The sequence below is a fragment of the Flavobacterium akiainvivens genome, from assembly GCF_001278115.1.
In the GTDB taxonomy this organism is placed as follows: Bacteria; Bacteroidota; Bacteroidia; order Flavobacteriales; family Flavobacteriaceae; genus Flavobacterium; species Flavobacterium akiainvivens.
This window is the reverse complement of sequence record NZ_LIYD01000005.1, coordinates 4,366,343-4,391,141: the sequence shown is the minus strand read 5'-3', so window position 1 is coordinate 4,391,141 and position 24,799 is coordinate 4,366,343. Positions and strand designations below refer to the sequence as shown.

At 44.6% G+C, this 24,799-nt stretch carries 22 protein-coding genes; 12 read left to right on the top strand and 10 right to left on the bottom strand.

All coding sequences use genetic code 11. The annotated features are described in order from the left end of the window. Positions 1-25: 25 nt before the first annotated feature. The 3 genes from AM279_RS19815 (at position 26) to AM279_RS19805 (ending at position 2,629) form a co-directional block, all read left to right on the top strand. Positions 26-817, top strand: a complete 792-nt coding sequence (locus AM279_RS19815; protein ID WP_054409818.1) for a 5'-nucleotidase C-terminal domain-containing protein — start codon at positions 26-28, stop codon at positions 815-817. Next, complete coding sequence (locus AM279_RS19810) at positions 817-1,734, top strand: bifunctional metallophosphatase/5'-nucleotidase (RefSeq protein WP_054409816.1); 918 nt, start codon at positions 817-819, stop codon at positions 1,732-1,734. The genes AM279_RS19815 and AM279_RS19810 overlap by 1 nt, the downstream gene beginning before the upstream one ends. A gap of 175 nt (positions 1,735-1,909) precedes the next feature. Beyond that, positions 1,910-2,629 (top strand): hypothetical protein, encoded by a 720-nt coding sequence (locus tag AM279_RS19805; RefSeq protein WP_054409814.1) that lies wholly within the window; start codon positions 1,910-1,912, stop codon positions 2,627-2,629. Here the strand turns inward: AM279_RS19805 and AM279_RS19800 are convergent, their stop codons facing one another. The 6 genes from AM279_RS19800 to AM279_RS19770 form a co-directional block, all read right to left on the bottom strand. Continuing rightward, positions 2,630-3,505 carry a toxin-antitoxin system YwqK family antitoxin gene (locus AM279_RS19800; RefSeq protein WP_054409812.1) on the bottom strand — a complete coding sequence of 292 codons (876 nt, stop codon included), beginning with the start codon at positions 3,503-3,505 and terminating at the stop codon, positions 2,630-2,632. Position 3,506: 1 nt separating this feature from the next. Beyond that, positions 3,507-3,863 (bottom strand): hypothetical protein, encoded by a 357-nt coding sequence (locus tag AM279_RS19795; RefSeq protein ID WP_054409809.1) that lies wholly within the window; start codon positions 3,861-3,863, stop codon positions 3,507-3,509. Between the two features lie 397 nt (positions 3,864-4,260). Further along, a complete protein-coding gene (locus AM279_RS19785) occupies positions 4,261-4,761 on the bottom strand; it encodes a hypothetical protein (RefSeq protein ID WP_054409805.1) in 501 nt (166 codons plus the stop codon). Between the two features lie 35 nt (positions 4,762-4,796). Then, positions 4,797-5,690, bottom strand: coding sequence for a DUF4421 family protein (locus AM279_RS19780; RefSeq protein WP_082344269.1), 894 nt, complete (start codon positions 5,688-5,690; stop codon positions 4,797-4,799). A 71-nt stretch (positions 5,691-5,761) separates the two neighbouring features. Then, complete coding sequence (locus tag AM279_RS19775; RefSeq protein WP_054409800.1) at positions 5,762-7,513, bottom strand: TonB-dependent receptor; 1,752 nt, start codon at positions 7,511-7,513, stop codon at positions 5,762-5,764. A gap of 16 nt (positions 7,514-7,529) precedes the next feature. Next, entirely contained in the window at positions 7,530-10,553 is a 3,024-nt protein-coding gene (locus AM279_RS19770; RefSeq protein ID WP_054409798.1) for a tetratricopeptide repeat protein, read from the bottom strand. Between the two features lie 326 nt (positions 10,554-10,879). Between AM279_RS19770 and AM279_RS19765 the strand changes: the two genes are divergently transcribed. Genes AM279_RS19765 through AM279_RS19755 form a run of 3 tightly spaced genes read left to right on the top strand, consistent with a single transcriptional unit; the run spans position 10,880 to position 13,376 of the window. Next, on the top strand, positions 10,880-11,563 hold the full coding sequence (locus tag AM279_RS19765) for a cell division ATP-binding protein FtsE (RefSeq protein ID WP_054409796.1): 684 nt from the start codon (positions 10,880-10,882) through the stop codon (positions 11,561-11,563). Continuing rightward, on the top strand, positions 11,564-12,451 hold the full coding sequence (locus tag AM279_RS19760; RefSeq protein ID WP_054409793.1) for a glycosyltransferase family 2 protein: 888 nt from the start codon (positions 11,564-11,566) through the stop codon (positions 12,449-12,451). Between the two features lie 4 nt (positions 12,452-12,455). Then, positions 12,456-13,376: a glycosyltransferase family 2 protein gene (locus AM279_RS19755; RefSeq protein ID WP_054409790.1), complete on the top strand. Its 921-nt coding sequence runs from the start codon at positions 12,456-12,458 to the stop codon at positions 13,374-13,376. On the opposite strand, the gene AM279_RS19750 is transcribed toward AM279_RS19755, so the two are convergent. Both AM279_RS19750 and AM279_RS19745 read right to left on the bottom strand, forming a co-directional pair. Continuing rightward, positions 13,366-13,770 (bottom strand): sugar 3,4-ketoisomerase, encoded by a 405-nt coding sequence (locus AM279_RS19750; protein WP_054409789.1) that lies wholly within the window; start codon positions 13,768-13,770, stop codon positions 13,366-13,368. The genes AM279_RS19755 and AM279_RS19750 overlap by 11 nt on opposite strands. A gap of 4 nt (positions 13,771-13,774) precedes the next feature. Then, on the bottom strand, positions 13,775-14,878 hold the full coding sequence (locus AM279_RS19745) for a glycosyltransferase (protein ID WP_160316466.1): 1,104 nt from the start codon (positions 14,876-14,878) through the stop codon (positions 13,775-13,777). Between the two features lie 38 nt (positions 14,879-14,916). Between AM279_RS19745 and AM279_RS19740 the strand changes: the two genes are divergently transcribed. Next, positions 14,917-16,059, top strand: a complete 1,143-nt coding sequence (locus AM279_RS19740; protein ID WP_054409785.1) for a glycosyltransferase — start codon at positions 14,917-14,919, stop codon at positions 16,057-16,059. Here AM279_RS19740 and AM279_RS19735 read toward each other — a convergent pair whose 3' ends face one another. Next, positions 16,060-17,334, bottom strand: coding sequence for an O-antigen translocase (locus AM279_RS19735; protein ID WP_082344268.1), 1,275 nt, complete (start codon positions 17,332-17,334; stop codon positions 16,060-16,062). 24 nt (positions 17,335-17,358) lie between these two features. Next, positions 17,359-18,330 (bottom strand): hypothetical protein, encoded by a 972-nt coding sequence (locus AM279_RS19730; protein ID WP_054410432.1) that lies wholly within the window; start codon positions 18,328-18,330, stop codon positions 17,359-17,361. Positions 18,331-18,456: 126 nt separating this feature from the next. Between AM279_RS19730 and AM279_RS19725 the strand changes: the two genes are divergently transcribed. From AM279_RS19725 to AM279_RS19705, 5 genes are all read left to right on the top strand, one after another. After that, positions 18,457-20,919 (top strand): T9SS type B sorting domain-containing protein, encoded by a 2,463-nt coding sequence (locus AM279_RS19725; RefSeq protein WP_074961601.1) that lies wholly within the window; start codon positions 18,457-18,459, stop codon positions 20,917-20,919. Positions 20,920-21,054: 135 nt separating this feature from the next. Further along, positions 21,055-21,489, top strand: coding sequence for a hypothetical protein (locus tag AM279_RS19720; RefSeq protein WP_054409779.1), 435 nt, complete (start codon positions 21,055-21,057; stop codon positions 21,487-21,489). A 126-nt stretch (positions 21,490-21,615) separates the two neighbouring features. Further along, a complete protein-coding gene (gene tgt, locus AM279_RS19715) occupies positions 21,616-22,746 on the top strand; it encodes a tRNA guanosine(34) transglycosylase Tgt (RefSeq protein WP_054409777.1) in 1,131 nt (376 codons plus the stop codon). A gap of 79 nt (positions 22,747-22,825) precedes the next feature. Further along, positions 22,826-23,920: an LptF/LptG family permease gene (locus AM279_RS19710; protein ID WP_054409775.1), complete on the top strand. Its 1,095-nt coding sequence runs from the start codon at positions 22,826-22,828 to the stop codon at positions 23,918-23,920. Further along, the gene (locus AM279_RS19705; RefSeq protein WP_054409772.1) at positions 23,907-24,791 is read left to right on the top strand and encodes a DMT family transporter; all 885 of its coding nucleotides are present in this window, start codon (positions 23,907-23,909) and stop codon (positions 24,789-24,791) included. Before AM279_RS19710 ends, AM279_RS19705 begins: the two co-directional genes overlap by 14 nt. Positions 24,792-24,799 lie beyond the last annotated feature (8 nt).

The following is a 24,799-nucleotide window of genomic DNA, read 5'->3' as shown; positions in this document are numbered from 1 at the left end:
AGTATTGAAATAAAGGTCAACAACAATGCCAATACCCAAAAAGTATAAAACAACCGCAAGTAGGTTTGTTTCATTTTTAACAATTTCGTTACTTATAGCCTGCGGAAGCACCAAAAAGTGGAACAATACCGTAATAGACGGCAAAAAAATTGCCATTACAGACCACTACACCCCTGTACCTGAGATTGAAAGCTTTATAAAGCCCTACCGCGAACATATAAATAAAGACCTTGACAGCGTTTTAGCCTATTGCCCTGAAACACTGGACAAAAGCAACAGCATTAACGGCTGGCAAACCACAATAGGCAACCTTATGGCCGATGTAACGTTTCAATATGCCGATAAAGCCCTGATGGCCAGGGAAAACCGTCATGTAAATGTATGCCTGCTCAACCACGGCGGTATTCGCGCTATAATAAGCAAGGGCAATGTAACCACCCGTACTGCCTTCGAAATCATGCCGTTTGAAAACTCAACCGTAGTGATAGCCCTTAAGGGTGAGCAACTTATGGAAATTGCCCGTTACCTGGCCAAAGAAAAGAAACCCCACCCCCTTAGTGGCATGGAAGTACACCTGAGCAGAGATGGTGCTGTGACCTCGGTAAGCGTTCAGGGTGAGCCGGTTGAGCCCGAAAAAATATACAACGTAGCCACCAGCGACTACCTTGCTAACGGTGGCGACGAAATGACCTTTTTTGCAAAGGGTGTAGCAACGTACGACCTTGACTACAAGCTGCGCAACCTGATGATTGACTACTTTAAAGATATTGATACTCTGCCGGTTACACGCACCGAACGCATAATACAGGACAAATAATGAAAAGAAGGGATTTTATAACCAAATCAGCAGCGGGAAGTGCCCTTATTATGGGCGGAATGAGCCTTCAGAGCTTTAAAGCACCTGAAAAACAAACCATTACCATACTGCATACTAACGATGTACACAGCCATATAGACCCCTTTCCGGCAGATGATGCCCGCAACCCCAATATGGGCGGCGCTGCCCGCAGGGCAACCCTGATTGAGCAAATCAGGCATGAACAGGGCGAAGACGGTGTACTCCTGCTCGATGCCGGCGACGTTTTTCAGGGTACCCCCTACTTCAATTATTATGGTGGAGAGCTGGAATTCAGGCTGATGAGCATGATGAAGTACGACATTGCCACCATGGGCAACCACGACTTCGATAACGGCATAGATGGCTTCCTGGCACAGCTGCCCCACGCCTCATTCCCTTTTGTATCAGCTAATTACGATTTTAAAAACACCGTGCTTAACGGCATTGTAGAGCCCTATAAGATCTTTACCAAACGTGGCCTTAAAATAGGCGTGTTCGGACTGGGAATAGAACTTAACGGATTGGTTGACAAAAAGTTATACAAAGAAACCATTTACCACAACCCCATTGAGGTAGCTCAGGACATGAGCCGTACCCTGAAAGAAGACAAAAAATGCGACCTGGTCATCTGCCTTTCGCACATAGGATTCGATTACAAGAATGATAATCAAAGGGTTAGCGATATACTTTTAGCCAAAAACACTAAAAACATCGACCTCATCATTGGTGGGCATACACACACCTTTTTACCCAAGCCACACATAGAAAAAAACCTTGACGGACAGGAAGTTATGATCAACCAGGTAGGTTGCTACGGGCTAAATTTGGGCCGTATTGACTTCACATTTGAATATGGCAAAAAATCGTCTGAGAGCAGGTTATTGAGAGTAGAGTAATTTCTTACATTTTAACTTGAATTTAACGTTAATTTTTCACTTTTGGAGTTCAATATTCAGTTTGAAAGTCGAAAGTTTAAAAGTCATAAAGTTTAGCTTCCCGAATTTAAAATTCATCATTTAAAATTTAAAATATTTTTTTTGATGAGAGATGAGATTTGTGTAATTTACCTTTATGAAAATCCTCCTCCTCTGCTTTCTTATTTTTGCCAAAATGCAGGCACAAGATGCAGCTCAATTTACCTTTGGTTTTGGGTCTGACCACAAACTTTATGAATGGAACAGGTCTCAAGCAGACATATTTGGGTTCGAGCCTGTTGAACTCAGCCTTGCCGACTACACATTTCGCCTGACATGGTGCTTCAACTCGGTTGTACTGTACAAAAACCAGGGCAAATATTATGGATGGGCCAAAACCTACATCATAAACAGTAATAAACCTGAAGAAACCTTCGGTATGACATATACTGTAGATTCTGTAACGGTTAAAAGCCTCATAGCGCTTGTTGACAGCACTAACATACGCCAAATACCTACAGATAATCTTATTAAAGGCTGGCCTGATGGTTTTGACGGCACTGGCTATACCATCGAAGAAAAACACAACGGCAGTTATACTTATAAAAATTACTGGTCGCCAGCAAGCCATAACTTTACCGAAGCGCAAACCATTGCCCTGTTTGTAGAGCGTTTTGAAGAAATTGGCAACTTCTACAACCTTACCAAACCCGTGTATGAGTTAAGGCCTTTTCGCTATTATAGGGTGGGCTGCGGCGTTGCCGGTATAAAGATACTCACCAAAACTGAGTCTAAAAAAGAAGACCGGCGCTATGCCCTGCGCAGGCAAAACTATGAGGCAATACAACAGCGCGAGGCCGCTTTAAAACCCAAATAACTATTGCCCGCCAAGCCGCCTGTATTCATCTAAATGGCCGTTTTTATAGGTTTCTTCAGATACGGGTATCCCCTTTTCATACCGCAGCACAACAACCTTATCTTCAAAATACTCAAGGGTATAATAATAAAGCAGTTTATCACTGCTGTAAAACTCACACAATACCTGTTTGTCACCTTTGTAATAGCACCACAGGTTGGTTTTCTTACCATAATGGTAACTGCCCTCTACAAGGCTATATTTTGTTGTTCGGTCTAACCACGGGCCGTGTTTTGCACCATAATAATACCAGCCTTCCAGCTTTAACTCTCCACTGCGGCTGTACAGTTCATAACGCCCGTGCCTGCCAAAGTCAGACAGCTCTGTATACTCCTTTACCTGTGTCTTATCCCAAAAGGTTTTAACATACTTAAGCGTACCGTTATCATAAAAATACAGGCTGTCTTTACCCGTAGAAAAACCGGTATAGGGTTTACGGGCCAACGTATAATTTACCTGTGTTACAAATCCTGTATCGCAATTTTCACATTCCCGGCCTATGGGTTCTTTAGTAACTTCTTTAACCAGGGCACTGTTCTTTACCGTGGGCGATGTAATGTGCCTGTAGGTGGCAGTGTGGGGTTTTAACTCCCATATTTCTGGCTTATAATAAACATTTTTAGTACACTCTTTACCCGTAATTGCCCCTTGTGCAACGGTTTCAATACAATTAAGGCTATCAGCCTGCCACGCCAGCCAGCCGGTAAACTTTTTTCCGTTGTGCAAAATGGTTTTCACATTTCCCGACATTTCAACGGCCACTTCGTCATAAGAAAGCGTGTCCTGCGCAGCGCTGCCTATACTTATAAGGGTAAGGAGTAAAAAGATGTATTTCATATCAGTCTTCGCTATACGGATAAACAGGGTCGCAAATAAGCAGCACATATTCTGATGATAGCAGCCATTCTGCCTGGTACACCATGTCCGGTTTTACTTCTTCATCATCCATTAAAAAATCAAAATTTTCAATCCTCCCTATGCGTTTTAGTGCAAAGCCTTTTTCGGCAAGCCCGGCATTAAGCACCGCCAGTGCCACCTCAATATCAGCAGCCTCCACAAGAATATTGGCCCATGCCCCAATGTAGCGATCGCCGTCCTGCGGGGTTTCTACCAGCTCATTAAAGTCCAGCCCGTCCTGTGCATGTATATCAGCGGTAATAAGCCACAGCGGCAGGTATTGCGAAGTATTTTCCATTTCATAGTTAGTTTAAAGATTACTTGGTTAAAGCCCATCATTTTTTTAACACAAAGACACAAAGGCCACAAAGCAAGCTACATAATTATGCTTTATAGCCCATAAAAGCTTTGTAAAAGCTTATGCTTTTTTCTTTGTGGCCTTTGTGTCTTTGTGTTTAAAAATTTATGAGTACGTGTCATGACAAAATCTTTGTGCCCTTTGTGAAAAACTTTGTGTTCGTTGTGGTTAAAAATCCACTCCAACTTTGAGAACAAATAGTATTTATTTTTTTGACACCAAGGCCACAAAGGTTTTACACTAAGAACACAAAGCCTGGTGAACTTTAAAGTAGCTACATCTTGTGCCCTTTGTGAAAAATCGTTGTGTTCGTTGTGGTTAAAAAAACACCTCCCTATCACTCTTTCAAATCTGTTACAAACAACCCATGCTTCCTGAAAATATCCAGCAGCTCCCCCACCCTTTCGTTATAAGCCGTATACCCAAACACCGCCACAATCAGGTCAAAATTGCAATCTATAACCAGGCCCAGGCTATTAACAACAAAAGCGTAGCTATGGTCTTCACGCAAAGCCTTTAGCAAATCGGCCTCAAAAGCAGCATAGCCGTTGTAAAGCACCTCTTTGGCATCTTTTACCCCAATAATATCAAACGTACCGAACACCTCAGCAAAGGCCGTAACGTAAAGCTGTTCATATTTATGATATGCCTCAAAATCCATACCCCCCCGCTGCACAAAAGAGTAAGACGCAACAAAGCTTTCGGCAGCCGGAATATAATAATGATCCTGCGAATACGGGTTTAGCGAATAGCAGTATTGTGCATGCGCACTATCAAACCCGTTTTCTTCATATTCAGAAAAAGGGTATTGCTTAAAAATGGATAATTGGCTGAGCATAGGAGATTGTTTAACGCTAATATAGCGAATATCTTTTACTTAAAAAGCCTGTCAAAATGCCTTACATAGCTCAGCTGAAACCCTATTGAGGTAATGGTATAATCTTCATCTCCAGATGCGTACAGCAGCCTGTTGTTTATGATTGTGGTAAAGGCCACCGCCCAGTTGTTTTTACTGTAAGAAGCCGCACCCCTGGCCAGTGCTGTGGGGTATACTTTTAAGGATGCGCCATCGCCCGAACCCAGGTCGTGCCCCAGGCTAAGCCCTGCCGTGGCAATGCCCGAAAGCTGCCAGTGCTCATTTACCACCCACGAATAGGCATAGCCGCCGTTAGCGCCAAACTGCAAATTGTCTATACGCCCGCCTTCAATAAACGGTTCGGCGGCACCTGATTCCAGCCGCAACAGGTACACGCCACCGCCCAACACCCAGCTGCCGGCCGAGAGCAACTGGCGTTCGCGCTGTTCAAATGCGGCCTTCGCCGAAAACTGCCCGCCGTTAAACAGGTAGCTACCCTCGGCACCTATTTGGCGTATGCGCAAATCAGGGTACAGTGTTATAGCCGAACCCTCGTTATAAAAACCCCGGTAATTTTGTATAAACACATCGGTTATAAACTTTCGCCCGTAGTTGTGCAGCTGAAAATCGGTTATACGGGTTTTGCCATATTCACTCCCTTGCAGGTTGGCCACGCCCTGGCTGAACCGCACACTTACAATAGTATTTTTAATTGAAAAGCCTGCCCCCACAATAAGCGGGCTGTTTGGGCTGTATTCCTTTTCGCCGTGCGTTAGCATCAGCAGGTTATTGGCCACGAAGCCGGTTGCCATAAACTTTTGAGGGTATGGCGCCACATAAGCGCTGTCGGCCTGCGAAAAGCAAAACAACGGCATTAGCAGTAAAACGGGGTATACTATAAATCTGTACATATATAAAAAACCGGCAGTTGCCCGCCGGTTATATCTTTTGAGTGTAGCTCCTCCCCTTGGGGGTTGGGGCTTTAGAAGTTAAACTTGTAAGAAGCGCCCAGCATAAACTGGAAACCCTGTACCGGGAAGTTGTACCACTTCTCATAGTTCTGGCCCGTAATGTTATTCAGCTTAAGGAAGCCCGTAAGGCGCTCGTTATACTTGTAACCCACATTGGCATTCAGGTCAAAATAGCTGTCAAGTTTTACGCTGTACGGAGGCGTACCGTCAAGAGTGGTAACAAAGTTATCCCTCTCGCCCACAAAAAAGAGGTTGGCACCGGCAAACCATTTCTCTGTAATATCTACATCTATATTAGCCCCTGCGGTAATTTGCGGCAGGTTCCAGGCTTTATCAAAGTTGGTGGTGTAGCTGTTGTAGGTAGCATTAATGCCAAAACGCACCGTTTTGCTAAAATCGGCCTTAAGGTCTCCGCTAAAGCTAAAGGTTTTAAGGTCGCCATACACAAGGTAAAATGAGTTACCAAACAAATACGGGTCTACGCCCGAAAAATCAGGCAGGGTATAGTTTTCCAGCCATGAGGTGCCAAAGAAAGCATGGTCGCCCTCGTTCTTATAGCCCGCACGCAGGTTAAACGAAACCGGGTTGGCAATTTTGCCCTTAAGGCCCACATAAATGTCATACTTATTATCGGTAGGCAATATGTAAAGCGCCGGCATAACAAACGGGTTATCGTCTACAAAATCAGCATACGAGTTTTGCTTAAGCCCACCCTCGGCACCGGCATAGGCACCCAGCAGGTCGCCCACAATTTTATAAGACACCTTAATTTGCGGGTAAATGTAAAAGTTATTATCACTAACACCGCTCATTTTACCCATATTATAAAACAGGCCTGCGCCAAACTGCGCGCTCAGGTCGCCATCCTGGTACAGGAAAGACGGCTGCACGCCCAGGTTAAAGTGGCTGTATTCGTTAATAGCGTCACGGCCAAACTCACCGCCCACATAATCGGCAATAAAGTCAAACTTAATTTTCATATCGCTAATAGGTATATCTACCGATGGCGTTATAAAAAAGCGGTTCTCGGCGCTGTCATACCCATCCCAAAAACGCTTGTACTTAATTTCCATATCGTGAAAAAAGCCGTCGCGTGTGGTAATGCGCCCACCCACATAAGCCGTGCTGTAGGTTTGTTTCGGGTCCTGAATATTTGGTATCTGCCCTGCCGGATAGTCTATAACGCCTTCGCCCAGCGCATCGCCCGGGTAAAAAATACCATACCAGTTGTTAACCTGGCGCTGGTAGCCCAGGTCGGCATTCCAGGTAAACTCCTTATCGCGCACACCGTAGGTAAGGTCAATGCCGGTAACGCTGTAGTTATCGTCAAGCACCACACCGTCTATACCGCCCTGGCTTGATAGGTGACGCAAAAGGCCGCCTACATACTGGTTGTCTTCTAAGGGCTGGGTAACAAAAAGTTCGGCATTTATGGTACCGTAGTTGCCAATGCCCAGTGTGGCATAGTTGTTAAACAGCTTTTCGCGGGCTTCTTTATCTACCGCGGCGGCCTTGCCCTTGGCGGGGCTAAAGGTACTCGCCACGGGGAACGAGAATATGTTGTATTCAATAGGTTTCTTTTCCTGCTGCTTGTCTTCTTCAATAACAGGGGTTTCCTTAATCTTGTAAGCATCGCTTACAGAAGGCGTGTAGGGCTGTACAATATTTACTACCTCACTGCCCAGGTCTTCGTCTTTCTTTTGGGCAAAAACACCGCTAATGCCCGCAAAAAAAGTAACTATAGCTATCTTGTGTATCTTCATGGCTTTCTTTCAGGTATTAGTTTTTGTTGATTGATGAATTGCGCTTGGCTTCCTCGCCTTTAATAAGGTCAAGTTCTTTTTGGGCCTCGGCCACCACATCTGGGTATGCCGTAAAGTTTTTAATAACGCTTTCCAGGATGTAAGTAGCCTGGTAGCTGTCTTTAAGCCCGTAGAAGTTTTTAGCCATTACAACAAGCCCCATCGACCCGAAGTATTTATATCCGCTGTAGTCTTTGCTCAGTTTTTGCACGGCGGCATTACTGGCTTCAAACTTACCGTCTTTGTTTTTAAACAATGCATCATAATACAATGCCTCTGCCGCCAGCTCGCCTTTGGCTGTAGCCAGCAGCTTGCCGTAAGACTCGCGAGCCTTAGCCTCGTTACCGGTTTTTATAGCGCTGCGTGCCACAATAATCATGGCATCGCTCTTAACGCGGTCTTCTGTCTTGGCATTAGCCAACACCTTATCGGCATATACTACCGCATTGGCAAAATCCTGACTCTCATAATACAGCTTCATCAGGTTGCTTTGCGCGAAGGTTTTATTCTGCGGATAGTCAGCCTCCGTTTCAAGGCGTTTCAGCACGGCAATAGATTTGGCGCTGTCTTTCTTCTTAAGGTATATTTCGCTAAGCCTTGAAAGCGCCTGCTCTGTATACTCGCTTTTTGATTTAGAGATAACATACTCATAGTGCGGTGTGGCATTTTCTTCAAGGCCATCGGCATAATAGCTCTGTGCCAGGTAAAAATGCGCTTTAAGGGCCGATATCCCGTTAGGGAACTGTGCCAAATACTGGTTAAGCGTGCTTATGGCCTGCTTGGTGTTGTTTTGCAGGTACTGTTTCTCTGCCGCCTCAAACGAGTCGTTATCAAGGTCGGCATCGCTCACGTCAACAAACGTAAGGGTTTTAACCCATGCAGCATATTCGGCAGTACGGCCGCTGTCTATGTAAATAGTACGGGCCGTTTCCACCGCAGCAACTGCCTCCGGCGTACCCGGGAATTCTGCCACTACTTTCTTAAACTTGGCAAGCGCCTTTTCGTCCTGGCTGGCGTTATAGTATACAAGCCCCTGGCGCAGTATGGCACGGCTAACGTAAGTACTGGTTTTGTATTCGTTTATAAGCCTGTCATAAGCAGCAAGGCCCTTGTCGTTCTGCTTTTCGGCAACGTAGGTATTACCCAGTTCAAACAGCGCATCATCAGCATATTGCGATTTAGGGTAAGCCGAAACAAACTTGGTAAGGTCTTCAATTTTCTTTTCAGGGCGCTGCACAAAGCCGTAGCTTATGGCCTTTTGAAATAACGCATAATCGGCATCGGTACCTTTTTGCTCTATGGCTTTGTTATAAGCCTCCATAGCAGGCCAGTACTTACCGCCGGCAAAATTACTGTCGCCTTCGCGAAGCAGGGCATCGTTATAGCGCACCTTATCGCCTTTTGCTGCGGCCGACTTGTTATAATCGGCAAAATACTGCGCAGCCTGTGCATACTCCTTTTGGTTAAAGTACGCATAGCCTATGTTGTAGTTTATGTTTTTAAACTCCGGCGTGTTCTTTGCCTCGGCCATACCGGCAAACTGCTTGTAGCTTATAAGCGCTTCGTTATACGCCCCAAGGTTATACTCTTCCTCGCCTTTCCAAAATGTGGCACGGGCAGTATAATATGGGTCGCGCGGTTCGCCAAGCGATTTTTTAAACATGGCAAGCGCCTCCTGGTACTGGCTGTCGTGATGCAGCTCTGTACCGCGATAAAACGTTACCTTTTGGTAAGCCGCCCTGTTAGCCGGGTTCTTGTCTTTCTCCAGCAGGGTTAATGCCTCCTTATAGTTTTTAGAGGTAATGTAAGAGTCTATCAGCAGCCCCTGTATCTCCTGCTTGTAAGGCGATGCCGGGTATTTTTCCATGTAGGCATTAAGCACCTCGGGCGTACTTTGGTACGGGTTGCCTATCTCATAGCTCAGCTTGGCATAGTTAAGCCATGCATCTTCCTGAATTTTGGCTTCAAACTCCATTTCGCTGGCGTTTTTAAACGCGTTGAGCGCCTGCTGTTTCTTGCCGGTTTTCAGGTAGCTTTCGCCCAGGTGGTAGTACGCATTTTGTGCAATGGCATCTTTACCGCCTATAATTTTGTTAAACTCGGTAATGGCGTTTTCATAATCGCCGCCTTTGTAGTAGGCATACCCCAGCTGATAAAAGTCGGTGTTGCTCCACTTGCCTTTATCGCCACGATAGGCTTTAAGGTAGGGTATAGCCTTGGCATACTGACCCAGGTTAAAGTAGCTTTCGCCGATGATTTTGCTCAGCTCACTCTTTTCATTCGCATCGCTTTTTGGCAGCTGCGGCACACCCAGGTCTATCGCTTTCTGAAACTGCCCTTCCTTAAAAGCCATATCTGCCTGAAAGTAAGACATCTTTTCGCTGTACTTTTCTTTATCTTCAACCTGCTCAAAATACTGGGTGGCTTTTTTATAATCATCGCCCTCATAGGCCATAAAGCCCAGGTAGTACTTGGCCTGGCTGCCATATTTTTCTGAATCCTTAACCTGCTCCAGGTATTTATCGGCCTGCTTTTTATCGCCCGCGTTAAAGTAGCTATACCCCTTTTGGAAGTTATAGCGCTCGCGGTCAGCACCGCTTAGGCCGTTTTCATCTACCTTGTCATACCATTCCAACGCCTGCTTGTAGCGGCCCTGGCTAAAATGGTAGCCCGCCACTTCTATATAAGCCTGGTTGCTCTTGGTGCTTGTAGGATAGTCTTCTACAAAGTCTTCCATAAGCACATCGGCATTCTTCTGGTTCAGGTGAATGGCACAATCGGCAATATAATAAGCGCAGTCTGCCTGCACATCCATATCCTGGTTTTCAGCCTTTGTTTTTTCAAACAGTATTTGCGCGGCCTGGTACTGCTTATCGTTATAAAGCGTTATGGCCCTGTCAAAATCCTTAAGCTGGTGGGTGTAAATGGTAGATTGCTGTGCCTGTAGGCTTAATCCGTACAAGGGTATGGATAGCAGCAGTGCCCTGTTAAGTTTACGCATGTGTTTTTATTGTTTATTAGGTAGCCAAATATACCAATTCTTATTAGTCTAACGGATGTTTTTGGGGTTTTAGTATAGTGCCCGCAGCCACAGCCGGTTGTATATTTTAACATTCAAACATACAAATTACAGCTGCTTGCCCGTTATACCTTTAACCAAAAATTAACCCGAATTAGTCTAAAGTCTAAAGTCATAAAGTCAAAAGTTTTTGTACGAAACAGTAATGATATGATTATATTTTCTACTGAGTTCTTTCGACTTTATGACTTTATGACTTTAGACTTTAGACTTTTTCCGTACTTTTACACTTTACAAACACTTAATCGATGTCTCAACCCATATTGTCGCTAAAAAACGTTACCGTTTACCAGGATAACAACGCCATATTAACCAATATAGACCTTGAAGTTAACCACGGGGAGTTCCTGTATATTATAGGAAAAACAGGCTCGGGCAAGAGCTCGCTTATGAAAACCCTGTATGCCGACCTTAAGCTTAAGGAAGGCGAAGGCCATTTTGTGGAATATGACCTTGCCAAGCTGCGCGAGCGCGATATACCTTACCTGCGCCGCAAAATAGGCATTGTGTTCCAGGATTTTAAGCTACTGCCGGACCGCAACGTGCACGACAACCTGTTGTTTGTGCTTAAGGCTACAGGCTGGAGCGAAAAGCGCGAAATGGACGTGAAGATAAACGAAGTGCTTGATAAAGTGGGCATGAAGCATGCCGCTACCAAAATGCCACACCAGATAAGCGGTGGCGAGCAACAGCGTGTGGCCGTGGCCCGCGCCCTGCTAAACGACCCCGAAGTTATACTGGCCGATGAGCCTACCGGTAACCTTGACCCGCAAACCAGCGTAGAGGTTATGAACCTGCTGCGTGAAATTAACCAGAACGGCAAAACCATTGTTATGGCCACGCACGACTATGCCCTGATTATGAAATTCCCTGCAAAAACACTTAAGTGCGATGCCGGAACCTTGTTTGAAGTGGTGCAAAGAACGGTGTAGATGCTCTCTATTTTAATTCCTACATACAATTATAATGTATTGCCACTGGTGCAGGAAATCCAGTTTCAGGCAAAGCGCGAGCATATAGAATTTGAGGTTATAGTGCTTGACGATGCCAGTACAGATGATGCCACCATTAGCAAAAACCAGCAAATAGCGCTTATAGACAATTGCTACTACAAGCTGCTGCAGCAAAACGTGGGCCGCAGCAAAATGCGCAACCTGCTGGCCAAAAAGGCAAAATACCACTGGCTCCTTTTTTTGGACGCCGATACCATGCCCACCACGCAAGACCTTATTTGCCAGTACCTGCAATACCTCAACACCGAAGAAAAAGTGGTGTATGGCGGTATTGAGTACCAGCAGAAAAAACCACCGCAGGACCAGCTGCTGCGCTGGGTATACGGCCGCCAGCGCGAAGCCCTTATGGCCAACGCCCGCGAAGACGAGCCTTACCGCTCATTTCTTACCCTTAACTTTGCCATTGCCAAAAGTGTTTTTGACAAGGTGCGGTTTAACGAAGAAATACCCAACCTGCGCTATGAAGATACCCTTTTTGCTTACAACCTCAGCCAGGCTAACATAAGGGTACAGCACATACAAAACCCCGTGTGCCACAACGGGCTGGAAAGCAGCGCCATATTTTTACGCAAAAGCGAAGAGGCCACGCAGGGGTTTAAATACCTTATAGACCACAACCTGCTGCCTGCCGGCCATATAAGGCTGGGCGCCATGTGGCTCAGGCTTAAAAAGCTGGGTTTAGACGGCCTTGCCGCAAAAGCCTTTTGTACCTTTAATAAAAAAATGCGCCGCAACCTGCTGGGTCCGCACCCACGCATGACTGTTTTTGATGTATACCGCCTGGGTTATTTGTGTACCTTAAAATAATGCTATGCCCCTTTTCTCGGTAGTCATTCCATTATACAACAAGCAAGAATTTATAGCTGCAACGCTGCAAAGTGTGCTGGCACAAACGGTTACTGACTTTGAAGTTATAGTGGTAAATGATGTAAGTACAGATGGCAGCATGGCTGTAGCATGCTCATTTACAGACCCCCGCATAAAAATATTTTCACACCCACAAAACAAGGGGCTTTCTGCAACGCGCAATACCGGGATAAAACACGCTGCGGGCACTTACATAGCCTTTTTAGATGCCGATGACCTGCTGGATGCTTCGTATCTCGAAAAAATCAACCTGCTTATAAAACGGTTTCCCGAAGCCGGTATTTTTGGTGTAAATTATGTAGAATCATGGCCGGGCAGCATACAAATACAGCACCCGTTTAACCTTTCTACAGGCATAGTAGCTAATTTTTATGAAAGCAGCCTCAGGCAGCCCATTTATGCCCCATCCGGACTTTGTGTAAAAAAAGAAGTTTTTGAAAAAGCGGGTTATTATGACGAAACCATAACCTTTGGCGAAGATGTTGACTTTAACATAAGGGCCAACTATTATTTTAAACTGGCCTACTGGCACGAGCCCCTTATGACTTTTGTTCATAACACCGGCCAGATGACCCGCCAGGGCCTGAAAGGAAAAGTTGTTCCTGACTTTGACAAATATGAGCCCCTTGCCCATAACCGCCCTGATATAAAGCGCTACCTTGATTTTTACCGGTATGTTTTTGCGCGCTGGTACAAGCTTGAAGGCAACACACAAGGCTACAATAAAATGCTGGTAAACCTTAACCCCGCCAGCCTTAACTACAAGCAGCGCGCCTTACTGGCCGCTCCCGGTTTTGTGCACAGGCTGGTTAAGAAAATAAAAAATATACTGGCTAAAAAGGGGGTTAACCCCACTACTTATTAAGCTCCTTTACATAAGCCCTGAAGTCTTTATAATTGCGTATGTAGTCAGACTCATCATAAATATCAGATGCTATAACCATACACACCGCACCCGATGAAAAGTTTTCGAGTTCGCTCCATATATTATTGTGCACCAGCATGGCTACATCGGGCTTGTTAAGTGTAACTTTCTTAACGCTTTTGCCGTCTTTAAGCACCACATCAAAACTACCCGAAAGTGCTATCATGGTTTGTTTCAGGTTTTTGTGGGCGTGCCCTCCCCTTCGCGCCGAGCTGGGAACATCAAAAAGGTAAAACACCCTTTTTATATCATAAGGCAGGGTATCAAGCTCTATTACGCCTATGTTGCCTTTTACATTTTTTATCTTAGGGATATCTATAAACTCTATATTCATTTCTTTAGTTGATGTTTAAATAATCCAGCCATTGCCTGCCTATAGCGTTTATATCAAACTTTTGTACACTTGGGCGGGCATTAGCCTTGCAGTGGCTGTACAGTTCAGGCTCAACATACATATGGCCCATTGCTTCGCACAAGTCCATATAGTCCTGCCCTTCTACCAGCAGGCCGTTTTCTTCATGCTCCACAATTTCAGATGGCCCGGTCAGGCAATTAAAAGACACAACCGGAGTGCCACAGGCCAAGGCCTCAATAAGCACCATGGGCAGGCCTTCGTTCCTGCTCGAAAGTACAAAAAATAAGGCATCGCGCATATATGGGTAAGGGTTTTCTTTAAAACCGGCAAACACCACCTTGTCTGCCACACGCTGCTGTTTTGCCTGTTCCTGTAGTTTTTCTTTCAGTTCGCCATCACCCAGTAATACAAGCTTCACATCGCTCATGGGTAATATAGATTCGGCATAAGCCGCTATAAGTTTGTCAAACTGCTTTACATTGTCTACATCCATACGGCCTGCACCCATAATATATTTATAGGGCAAAGGTGTATGTGGTTCGGCCAGTTTTGCATCTATGTATTTCAGGTCAACCGGGTTGTATATGGTAGTACTGTTGGTTAGGCCATGGCGTTTTTTAATGGTTTCTTCAATTTTATTACAAATTGCCACCACGCCATAAGTAGTATTGTAAGTTAGCCTTGCCAGCCATTTTTTTTCAGGCAGGTACCAGTGTGTTACATAAGAATGTACGGTATAAACCGTGGGTACTGTAAACACAAAACGCGCCATTATAAGCTCCTGCCACGGGCGGTAGTGCATCCTGAAGTCTATAATATAATCAAACCTGTGTTTTTTTATATAACTGCGCAATTGCGCAACACGCTTAATTTTAAGCATCAGGCCGTTATGTTTTTTTTTAAGCAGCCCCAGGTTAAGCAAAGCGCCGCTATAGTTGTAGGCTACCATGTCTTCAATAACAGCGTTGTGCACTTCTATGCCCTGTGCTGCAAAATAGCCCGATAAGACCGCATGGACCTTTTCTGCACCACCAATGGCAAGGCTGTCGCCTACCAGGAGCAATTTGGTTTGTTTAGCTTGTAGCATTAAGGTATATTTGTTGTAGTAAGCAAATATAAACATTTATGAACATTTTGCTTGTGGGCGAATACAGCCGCCTGCACAATTCGCTAAAAGAAGGCCTAACCGCACTGGGGCATACTGTTGTACTTGTGGGCGACGGAGATGGCTTTAAGCAATATCCCTCTGATTATTCTTATGAAGCAAAATGGGTATCTAAAGGGCTGCAAAACAAGTTGAGGCAGGCCGTGTACCGGCTTACAAAATTTGACCTTGCCACCATAGAACGGGGCATACGCTTTAACCGCCTGCTTAAAAACCTTAAGGGTTTTGATGTGGTGCAACTTATAAACGAAGCCCCTGTAAAAACCACTCCCGGCTTTGAACTTAAAATTCTTAAAAAGCTCTTAGCCCAAAATAACAAATCCTTTATGCTGTGCTGCGGCATAGACTATTTTACATTACAGTTTATGTTAAATGGCGGCTTTAGGTATAGTATATTAGACCCATTGCTGCAAAACCCTTCCTTAAAAAAGTACTATAGCTACGTTAACACATACAACACAGCCGGGCATAAAAAGCTATATGGTTTTTTGGTAAAAAACATTAAGGGGGTTATAGCCTCAGATATGGATTATTACCTGCCTTACCTGGGCAGGCCGGAGTTTTTAGGGTTAATAGCAAACCCTATAAACCTTACGCCCCTGCCTTATATTCCTTTAAGCACATCCGGAAAAATAATTATTTTTCTTGGCATAAACCGCTGGACCTACTACCCAAAGGGCATAGTTTTTTTTGAGGAAGCACTACAAATAATTAAAGAGAAGTATGCCGAAAGGGTCGAAATTATTATAGCCGAAAACGTGCCTTATGCTACCTACATAAACCTATACAACACTGCCCACATAGTACTCGACCAGGTATATGCTTATGACCAGGGCTATAATGCCCTCGAAGCTATGGCCAAAGGCAAAGTGGTGTTTACCGGTGCCGAAAAAGAATTTAATGAATACTATAACCTTACCCGGCCTGTAGCTATAAACGCGCTGCCCAATGCACAGGCTATTGCCGGTGAACTAAGCCACCTGATAGAAAACCCTGCCGAAATAACCGCAATTAGCCTGCGTGCACGTGCTTTTATAGAAAAAGAGCATAATTATATAAATATTGCGGGTAAGTATATAGATGCCTGGTCGAAGGATCTGTAATTACAATAATTTCTTCCTAAAGTAAACAGCAAGCGTAATAAAATAAACAAAATATGTAAATGCATGGGCCATTACGCCTCCCTCTGCACCATAGGCCGAAATAAAAATACTGCCGGAAATGTAAAGTATTGCAAACGAAACTATTTCGGTAACAATAAAGGCGCGGGTCATTTTTTGGGCAAAAAACAACTGTCCCAGTATAAGTGAGCAGGCTTTAAAAAAATCGCCTGCAAGCTGCCACACAAACAAATTTTCCATGGGCATAAAAGATTTGGCAAGTGTAAACCTTATTATAAAACCACGCAACACATACACCAGTACAAGCCCAAATGCAAAGAGAGGCAATACATATTTATAATATTCAACAAAAATGCTTTTTATACCCGCATTATCTTTAGCCTGAGAAAGTTTCGGCAAAAAATAAACATTTAAAAATGTGGTTATAAACATTAAATAAAAAGTAGACAAGCGGTTTATACCCTCCCAATAACCTGCATGGGCTGCACCGCTGCGCAATATAATCATGTTTCGTAAGGCTATGTATATAACAGAACCTAACACTGCCGTAACCACAGCCATAAGGCTATAATTTAGTAATGGTGCAATAAGGCCGGGATTAAAATAACTGCGTTTTAAAAATGCAAAACCCCCGGTTGATTTGTATACGGGCGCTGCACAAAAAAAACAGGTAGTACAAGCGGTAAACAACAGGCCCATAAATGCTCCTACAACTCCAAGCTGCCATACCATTAATGCTGTTACAACAACACCTACAGCATTAGTAACAATGGTTATTTTAATTACCTGCTTAAAGCAGCTATAACCGTTTAATACAGCCATAAACAACAGGCTGGCAGCATAAAATGGCAATAAAAACCCGGTAAGCCTAAAAACCCAGGCATACGTTGTGTTGCCGTTAAAAATACTATAACTCCACATTTGGGCAGGCACTACAAGCAATGCCGCAATAATTAAAACTGCAATAGCTATCAGGGTAAAGGCGGTGCAAAGCGATTCATATTGTTTTTGCCTGTCTTCTTCATACTGGGCAGTATATTTAATAACACCGTTTTGAAGCCCAAGTGTACTAAAGGCATCAAGCGAAGTAAGAAAATTGCGAAAACTTCCTGTAAGCGCAAGCCCCGAAGGCCCTATAAAAACAGCTATAACCTTACTGGCAATAAGCCCGCCAAATATGCGGGTAAGCACACTGGCCGTATTGAGTGACGAGAGCCTGAGTAATGGGTTTTTAAATATTTTTTTTATCAACTTCAAAAAAAGTGGTTTTGTTGAATAAGGTTATATAAAAACATTGTTTAGAAAAATATGGTTTGCAACCTGCACTTCATAAAAGTCCTGTGCTACGGCACGCGCGCCATAAGTTTCTTTCCAGTGCGATAACGTTGCGTTAAGCTTTAACCCCTGTTGCTCGTTAGACGGGCCAAAATCAAAATACCTATAATTGGTAAAGCGTTCGTTTATCAAATAATTATACAAAAAATCAAGGCTGCCCAGCCTGTTTTTATCGGCATTGCCCGATATATATTGCGGGCGTATAACATGGCCCATATCAAAAAGGGTAGCCCCACCCACAATGGTATCGCCGTCAAATACATTAAACTGCAGTATAAGGCCCTGAAAGCGAGAGTGCAACAATTCCATTTCTTCAACGGTATGCACCGGCATGGCCTGGTGTTTGTGCTGTAGGTTAGGTATTAATATTTCTTCCCAAAAAGGCCTGAAGCCGGCACCTTCTTTTATAACCAAGTTGTTGGCTATGCCTTTGTTAATACTCCTCTTACGCTCCCTGTTTATAAGCGGTTTTGCCTGCGGCTCCAGTACTGAGTAGCTATCCCTGCGCACAAGGGTAGCCTTTGCCACAAAAAGGGCATACTCTGTTTCCTGTGCCGGTATTTTGTGGTATATATAAGGAATACATTTTATAAACAACCTGTTTATACCGGCGGCTTCATAGTATTTTAATATCTCCCTTAAAATAATAATCACGGCCTCTGTACCGGTTTTAAACCCTAAAATAAGGCCACCATAGGTTAACCCCTCATGAGAGTAAACAACATCGCCCACCCTGTTGGCCGGCAGCAATGCCACAACCTTTTGCCCCTCAAGCACCATGAGCGAAAAATCAGTAAACCGGCTGGCATGGTATTCCATAAAATTGCGGTTAAACAAAAATGTGCCGTTTTTACTCTGGGCTACAAAACTGTTCCAGGCCTCAAAATCATCGGGGGTATAGTGCTTAACGGTATACAAAAGGTATAATTTTAGGGTAAAAATAAACAAATTAATCGGCCTTGCACGGGTAGCGGCGCAAATGTTGTTTTAGCCAAAAAATTGGGCTTTGGTAAAATATGATTATTTTTAGGGAAAAATTTTGCTGTGAATAAAAAATTACGCCTAATTGCCTTGCTGTTTTTTTATACTTTATTAGCCCACAGCCAGGTACCTGTTACCCTTTATGAACAGTTTAACGGAAGGTACAATTTTACCTTTGTTGGCAATACACTCAATACCGAAACCAACAAATATTTAAACAACGTTTACCCGCCGTGCACCATACTAACATCGTCATCGGCTAACCTCAGCCTTAACAGTACAGATGTGGTTAAGGCCGCCTACCTGTACTGGGCAGGCTCCGGCACGGGCGACCTTGAAGTTACCCTTAACGGTACAGAAATAGTAGCCGAACGCAGCTTTGATGTTATTTTTAACGGTGGCGGAGACGGCCTTTCACGTCCGTTTTTCGGGGCATTTGCAAACATTACCACCCAGGTGCAAACAACAGGCAATGGTACCTATACCCTGGCCGACCTTGACCTTACCGATGTTATAAACCAAAACACACCGGCAATGCAAAACCTGTACTGCCGAAACGGTACAAACTTTGGCGGATGGGTTATTGTTATAGTATATGAAAACGAAAACATAGAGTTTAACCAGGTTAATATTTATGACGGCATGCAGTTTGTGCCAAATGAGGTAAACATTACCCTGGGCGGCCTTAATATAATAGACAACCTGGGTGCCCGCACCGGCTTTGTAGCCTGGGAGGGCGATATTGCACTTAACGATAACGAAAGCCTCTCCATAAACGGAAACACATTGAGCAACACGCTTAACCCTTCTACAAATGCCTTTAACAGCACCAATACCGTTACCGGGGCCACCAACCTCTGGAATATGGACCTTGATATTTATGACATATCTTCTTATGTAAATATTGGAGATACATCGGCACAGATAAAGCTTACATCCGGGGCCGATTTTGTAATGATTAACACCATTGTTACCCGCCTGTTTAGCATAGCGCCCGATGCCGTTGTGGCCATTAACAGTATTGAACAGGCATGCGACAGCCGTGCCATAACCCTAAATTACACCGTTCAGAATACTGATGAGGCTACCGATGCCCTTGCTGCCGGCACACCCGTAGCCGTTTACCTTAACGGCACCCTCTATGGCACTTTTAATACCCAGAACGAGCTGCCTATTGGCGGCAGCGAATCAGGCACCTATACCATTACCATACCCGCCGGGCAGCCGCTTGATTTTGAAGTAGAGTTTGTGGTAGATGACAACGGTACGGGAACAGGCACCGTAGACGAAATTGAAGAAGATAACAATACTGCAACTTTTAACGGTACACTGTGGATATCTCCTACTCCTGCTACGCCAGATGATGTTGAAGCCTGCAGCCTGTATGAAGACCACGGCACGTTTAACTTTTCGGCCTATGCCGAATCGCTGAAAATAAACCCAACCGATGAAGTTACCTTTTACACAAGTCCTGAAGCCGCCGCAGAAGGAATAGGTAACATAACCAATATTACGGCATTTGAATCTACATCAAACCCGCAAACCATTTATGTGCGCCTTACCGATGAGCACGGCTGCTATGGCATCACGCAGTTTGACCTTATTGCCATTCCCTGTGCTGATGCCGTTTCTGCAATAGACGATATTTACCGCCAGTGCAACTCGCGCGAGCTGCACGTGCACTACACCATAAGCAACATAGGCACCCTAACCATGCCTGCGGGAAACCCCGTAAGTTTTTACGTAAACGGCGAATTTATAGAATATACCGAAACCGTGGGCGAGCTTATTCCCGGGGCAAGCGAACAGGGCTTTATTACCCTTACCGTTCCGCTGGGTACACCTGTTGATTTTGACCTGACCATAGTGGCCGATGATATAGGCGACGGCACAGGAATAATTATGGAAATAAGCGAAGTAAACAATGGTTTTACACAACCTACAAACCTATTGCTTAGCCCTGAACTGGTACAGCCCGAAGATGTGGTAGTGTGCGATAAAGGGCTGGGGCTGGCTACGTTTGATTTTTCGGCCTACGCCGAAAGCCTTAAAAATTATGACAATGAAACGGTTAGCTTTCACCACTCGCAGGCAGAGGCAGACCAGGGGCTTAACCCCATAACCAACACCTTGGCATTTTTAACAACCCAAAACCCGCAGCGCATTTATGTGCGGCTTGATAACGGCACCTGCTATACTGTGGCATCATTCCTGCTGAATACAAAAAAATGCGCCCCGGTTACCTACAACTATGTTACGCCAAACGGCGATGGCTATAACGACACCTTTTTTGTAGAAGGCCTGCGCAACGTGTTCCTTAATTTTAAAATGAGCATCTACAACCGCTACGGCAACCTGGTGTGGACGGGAGACCACAGCAAGGAAGACTGGGATGCTGTTGCCGGTGTTACCAAAGTGGGCAGCGAAGACACCACCGTACCAAACGCCACCTATTATTTTGTACTGGAACTTAACGACCCTGATTTCCCCGAACCTATTGTGGGCTGGGTGTATGTAACACGATAAATTGTTTTTAGGTTGGGAGTTGCAGGTTGTTTACAAGTTGTTACCCTCATAAATAGTTATAATATAAATTTCATGTAATTTTATCCCTTGCGAGATAAACTTTAAAATCAACTCCCAACACATAACCCTCAACAAATGAAGATCAATTTAAAATCCGGTATAGGCCAGCTGCTTTTCGGCATGAAAGAAAAAGACGTTGTGGCACTTTTGGGCGAACCCACCAGGCGCTTTAAAGACGACGAAAAAAACACCGTATACCAGTATAATGATACCAAGCTGCGCCTTACGTTTTATGCCGATGAAGATTTTAAGCTGGGCTACATAATTGGCGGTGCACAAAATTTAGAACTCTTGGGCAGCACGGCTATTGGCCAGCCGTGGGATGCCGTTTACAAAACCCTCTCGGGGGCAGGCATTAAAGATTTTGAAAAAGAAGCCAGCGATATTACCGAAGCTTATTTTAATGAAGCCAACTGGCTGTTGGTTCAGGTGGAATTTGGTGAAGTAACCCGTATTGAGGTAGGCGCCATTATTAACCAGAAAGATGAATTTGAGTGGAAGTTTAAATAGCGGTTTTAAGATTATCAGAATATTGAAATTTGAGATACAATCAGCACATTAGTTGTTGCACACATCAGCACAAGTACTCATTCTAATTTCTAAAATTCTGAATTCTGAATTTCCTATCTTTGCCGCATGAAATTCGACTTAGTTACAAAAGACCCCGCGTCTAAAGCCCGTGCCGGTGTAGTTACTACCGATCATGGCGCTATACAAACCCCTATATTTATGCCTGTGGGCACTGTGGGCACCGTTAAAGGCGTGCACCAGCGCGAACTAAAACAGGAAATTAACCCCGACATCATTCTTGGCAATACCTACCACCTGTACCTGCGCCCACAGCTTGATGTGCTGGAACAGGCAGGCGGGCTTCATAAATTCATGAACTGGGACAGGCCCATCCTTACCGATAGCGGCGGTTACCAGGTGTACTCACTTTCGGCAAACCGAAAAATTAAGGAAGAGGGTGTAAAGTTTAAAAGCCATATAGACGGCTCTTACCACTTCTTCAGCCCGGAGAGCGTTATGGAAATTCAGCGCACCATTGGCGCCGATATTATCATGGCGTTTGACGAATGTACCCCTTACCCGTGCGACTACCGTTATGCTAAGCGCTCTATGCACATGACACACCGCTGGTTAGACCGTTGTATTTCGCACCTTGACAAACTGCCGTATAAGTATGGCTACAGCCAGGCATTTTTCCCTATCGTACAGGGCAGTACCTATACGGATTTACGTAAAGAAAGCGCCGAATATATTGCCAATGCAGGTGCAGTGGGCAACGCCATTGGCGGATTATCTGTAGGCGAACCGGCCGAGGAAATGTATGCAATGACTGATGTGGTGTGCAGCATACTACCCGAAGACAAGCCACGCTACCTTATGGGTGTGGGCACGCCTATAAACATTCTTGAAAACATTGCCCTTGGGGTAGATATGTTTGACTGTGTTATGCCTACGCGCAACGCCCGTAACGGTATGCTTTTTACTGCAAACGGTACCATAAACATTAAAAACAAGAAATGGGAGGCCGATTTTAGCCCTATTGACGAAATGGGCATAACATTTGTTGATACCGAGTACAGCAAGGCTTACCTGCGCCACCTGTTTGCCGCCAACGAGTTTTTGGGCAAGCAGATAGCCACCATTCACAACCTTGGTTTTTATATGTGGCTGGTACGCCAGGCGCGCGAGCATATTATTGCAGGCGATTTTTATGCCTGGAAAGAAAAGATGGTAAAACAAATGAGCCAAAGGCTATAGTTATTTTGTTGGGAGTTGAGGGTTGCGAGTTTCAAAAGAACTAACTATTCTCAACCCCCAACTCTCAACCCGCAACCTAATGAAAATAATAGACTGGTACATTCTTAAGCGCTACCTGGCCACTTTTTTTGTAATGCTGCTTATGTTTATCCCCATAGGGATAGTGATTGACGTAGCCGAAAAAATCAATAAGATACTCGACAAAAAAGTACCTTTTGTAAAAGTAGCGGCCTATTATGGCGACTTTACCATCTATTTTGCCAACCTACTCTTCCCCATATTCCTGTTCCTGAGCATTATATGGTTTACCAGCAAGCTGGCCAGTAATACCGAGATTGTAGCTATACTGAGCTCGGGCATATCGTTTACGCGGTTTTTACGCCCCTACATTATTGGTGCATCTATAATATCAGTGCTGGCGCTGCTTATGGGTATGTTTTTTTACCCTGCGGCCAGTAAAGGTTTTAACGATTTCAGGTATACCTACCTCTCCAGTAAAGAAGTCCGGAAGACTACCGAGGTGTACAAGAAAATCAGCGAGACTGAAACCGTATATGTAAGCAGCTTTAGCTATACAACTAACAGTGGCTACAACTTTAAGCTCGAAAAATCAAAGGTTAATAAAGACAAGAAAGAAGATAAGGAGCTGGACTACATTATAAATGCCAACTCTATAAAGTGGAACCCTAAAGACAGCACCTATACCCTTTCGGGATATAAAAAGCGCACTATAGGCAAAATGGAAGACAAGCTGGAAAGCGAATCGAGCAAAACGTTTAAATTCAACTTTAAGCCCGATGACCTTACCCCTACCATTTATGCCGCCGAAACCATGACCCCACAGGAGCTTAATGAGTTTATTGACGGCGAAACCAAACGCGGCAGCGGCAACCTTAACGCCTACCTTGTGGTAAAATACAAAAAGTGGAGCATACCTGTTTCAGCATTTATACTTACCACTATTGCCGTGGCGGTTAGTAGTATGAAGCGCCGTGGCGGTATGGGTGTAAACCTGGCTATAGGCATTGCCCTTGCGTTTATCTACATTTTCTTCGACAAAATATTTGGCACCCTTGCCGAAAAATCGAGCATGCCGCCCCTGCTTGCGGTATGGATACCCAACATAGCATTCGGCATACTGGCCATATACCTGCTGCGCAATGCAAGGAGATAGGCTTAAAAACTACCTGCACCTGCACCTAATAGTTTTTGTGTGGGGCTTTACCGCAGTTATTGGCAAAAAAATTAGCCTGCCCGCCATGCCCCTTGTGTGGTACCGCATGAGTATTGCAGTAGCTATAATGTTTATATATGCCTTTATTGTAAAAACACCTTTAAAAGTATCGGGCAAAACACTCTTTCAGTTTGTTATTGCCGGGCTTATTATAGCGCTGCACTGGCTCACGTTTTACCACGCTATAAAAATCAGCAACATATCCATTACCCTGGCATGCCTTAGCACGGGGGCGTTTTTTGCATCATTATTAGAGCCCCTGCTCTACGGCCGCAAAATTATACTGTATGAGGTATTCTTTGGCCTTTTGGTTATAGCGGGTTTGTGTATAATATTCAATTCACACGGCAGTTATATGTGGGGCATGCTCACGGCATTGCTTTCGGCACTGCTGTCTACAATTTTTGCCATCATAAACGGCAAGTTTGCCAAAGAGCACAACCCGGTTGCCATATCTATATATGAGTTGCTGGGCGGTATCTTTTTCTTTTCGCTCTACCTGCTGTTTACAGGGCAGTTTAACGGTAGCTTCTTTACCATTTCGGGTTCAGACTGGCTGTGGCTGTTTATACTGGCATCTATATGCACGGCCTATGCCCAGATAGCCGCCGTAAAGGTCATGAAAACCGTAACCCCTTACACCATGATGCTCACCATAAATCTTGAACCTGTTTATGGGATTATTCTTGCACTGTGGGCCTTTAAAGACTCCGAAAAAATGGGCTGGACGTTCTACCTGGGCGCAGCAATAATCCTCAGCACCGTGATACTCAACGGCGTACTGAAAAACCGCACCCAAAACGGCAACTAATTGACGGG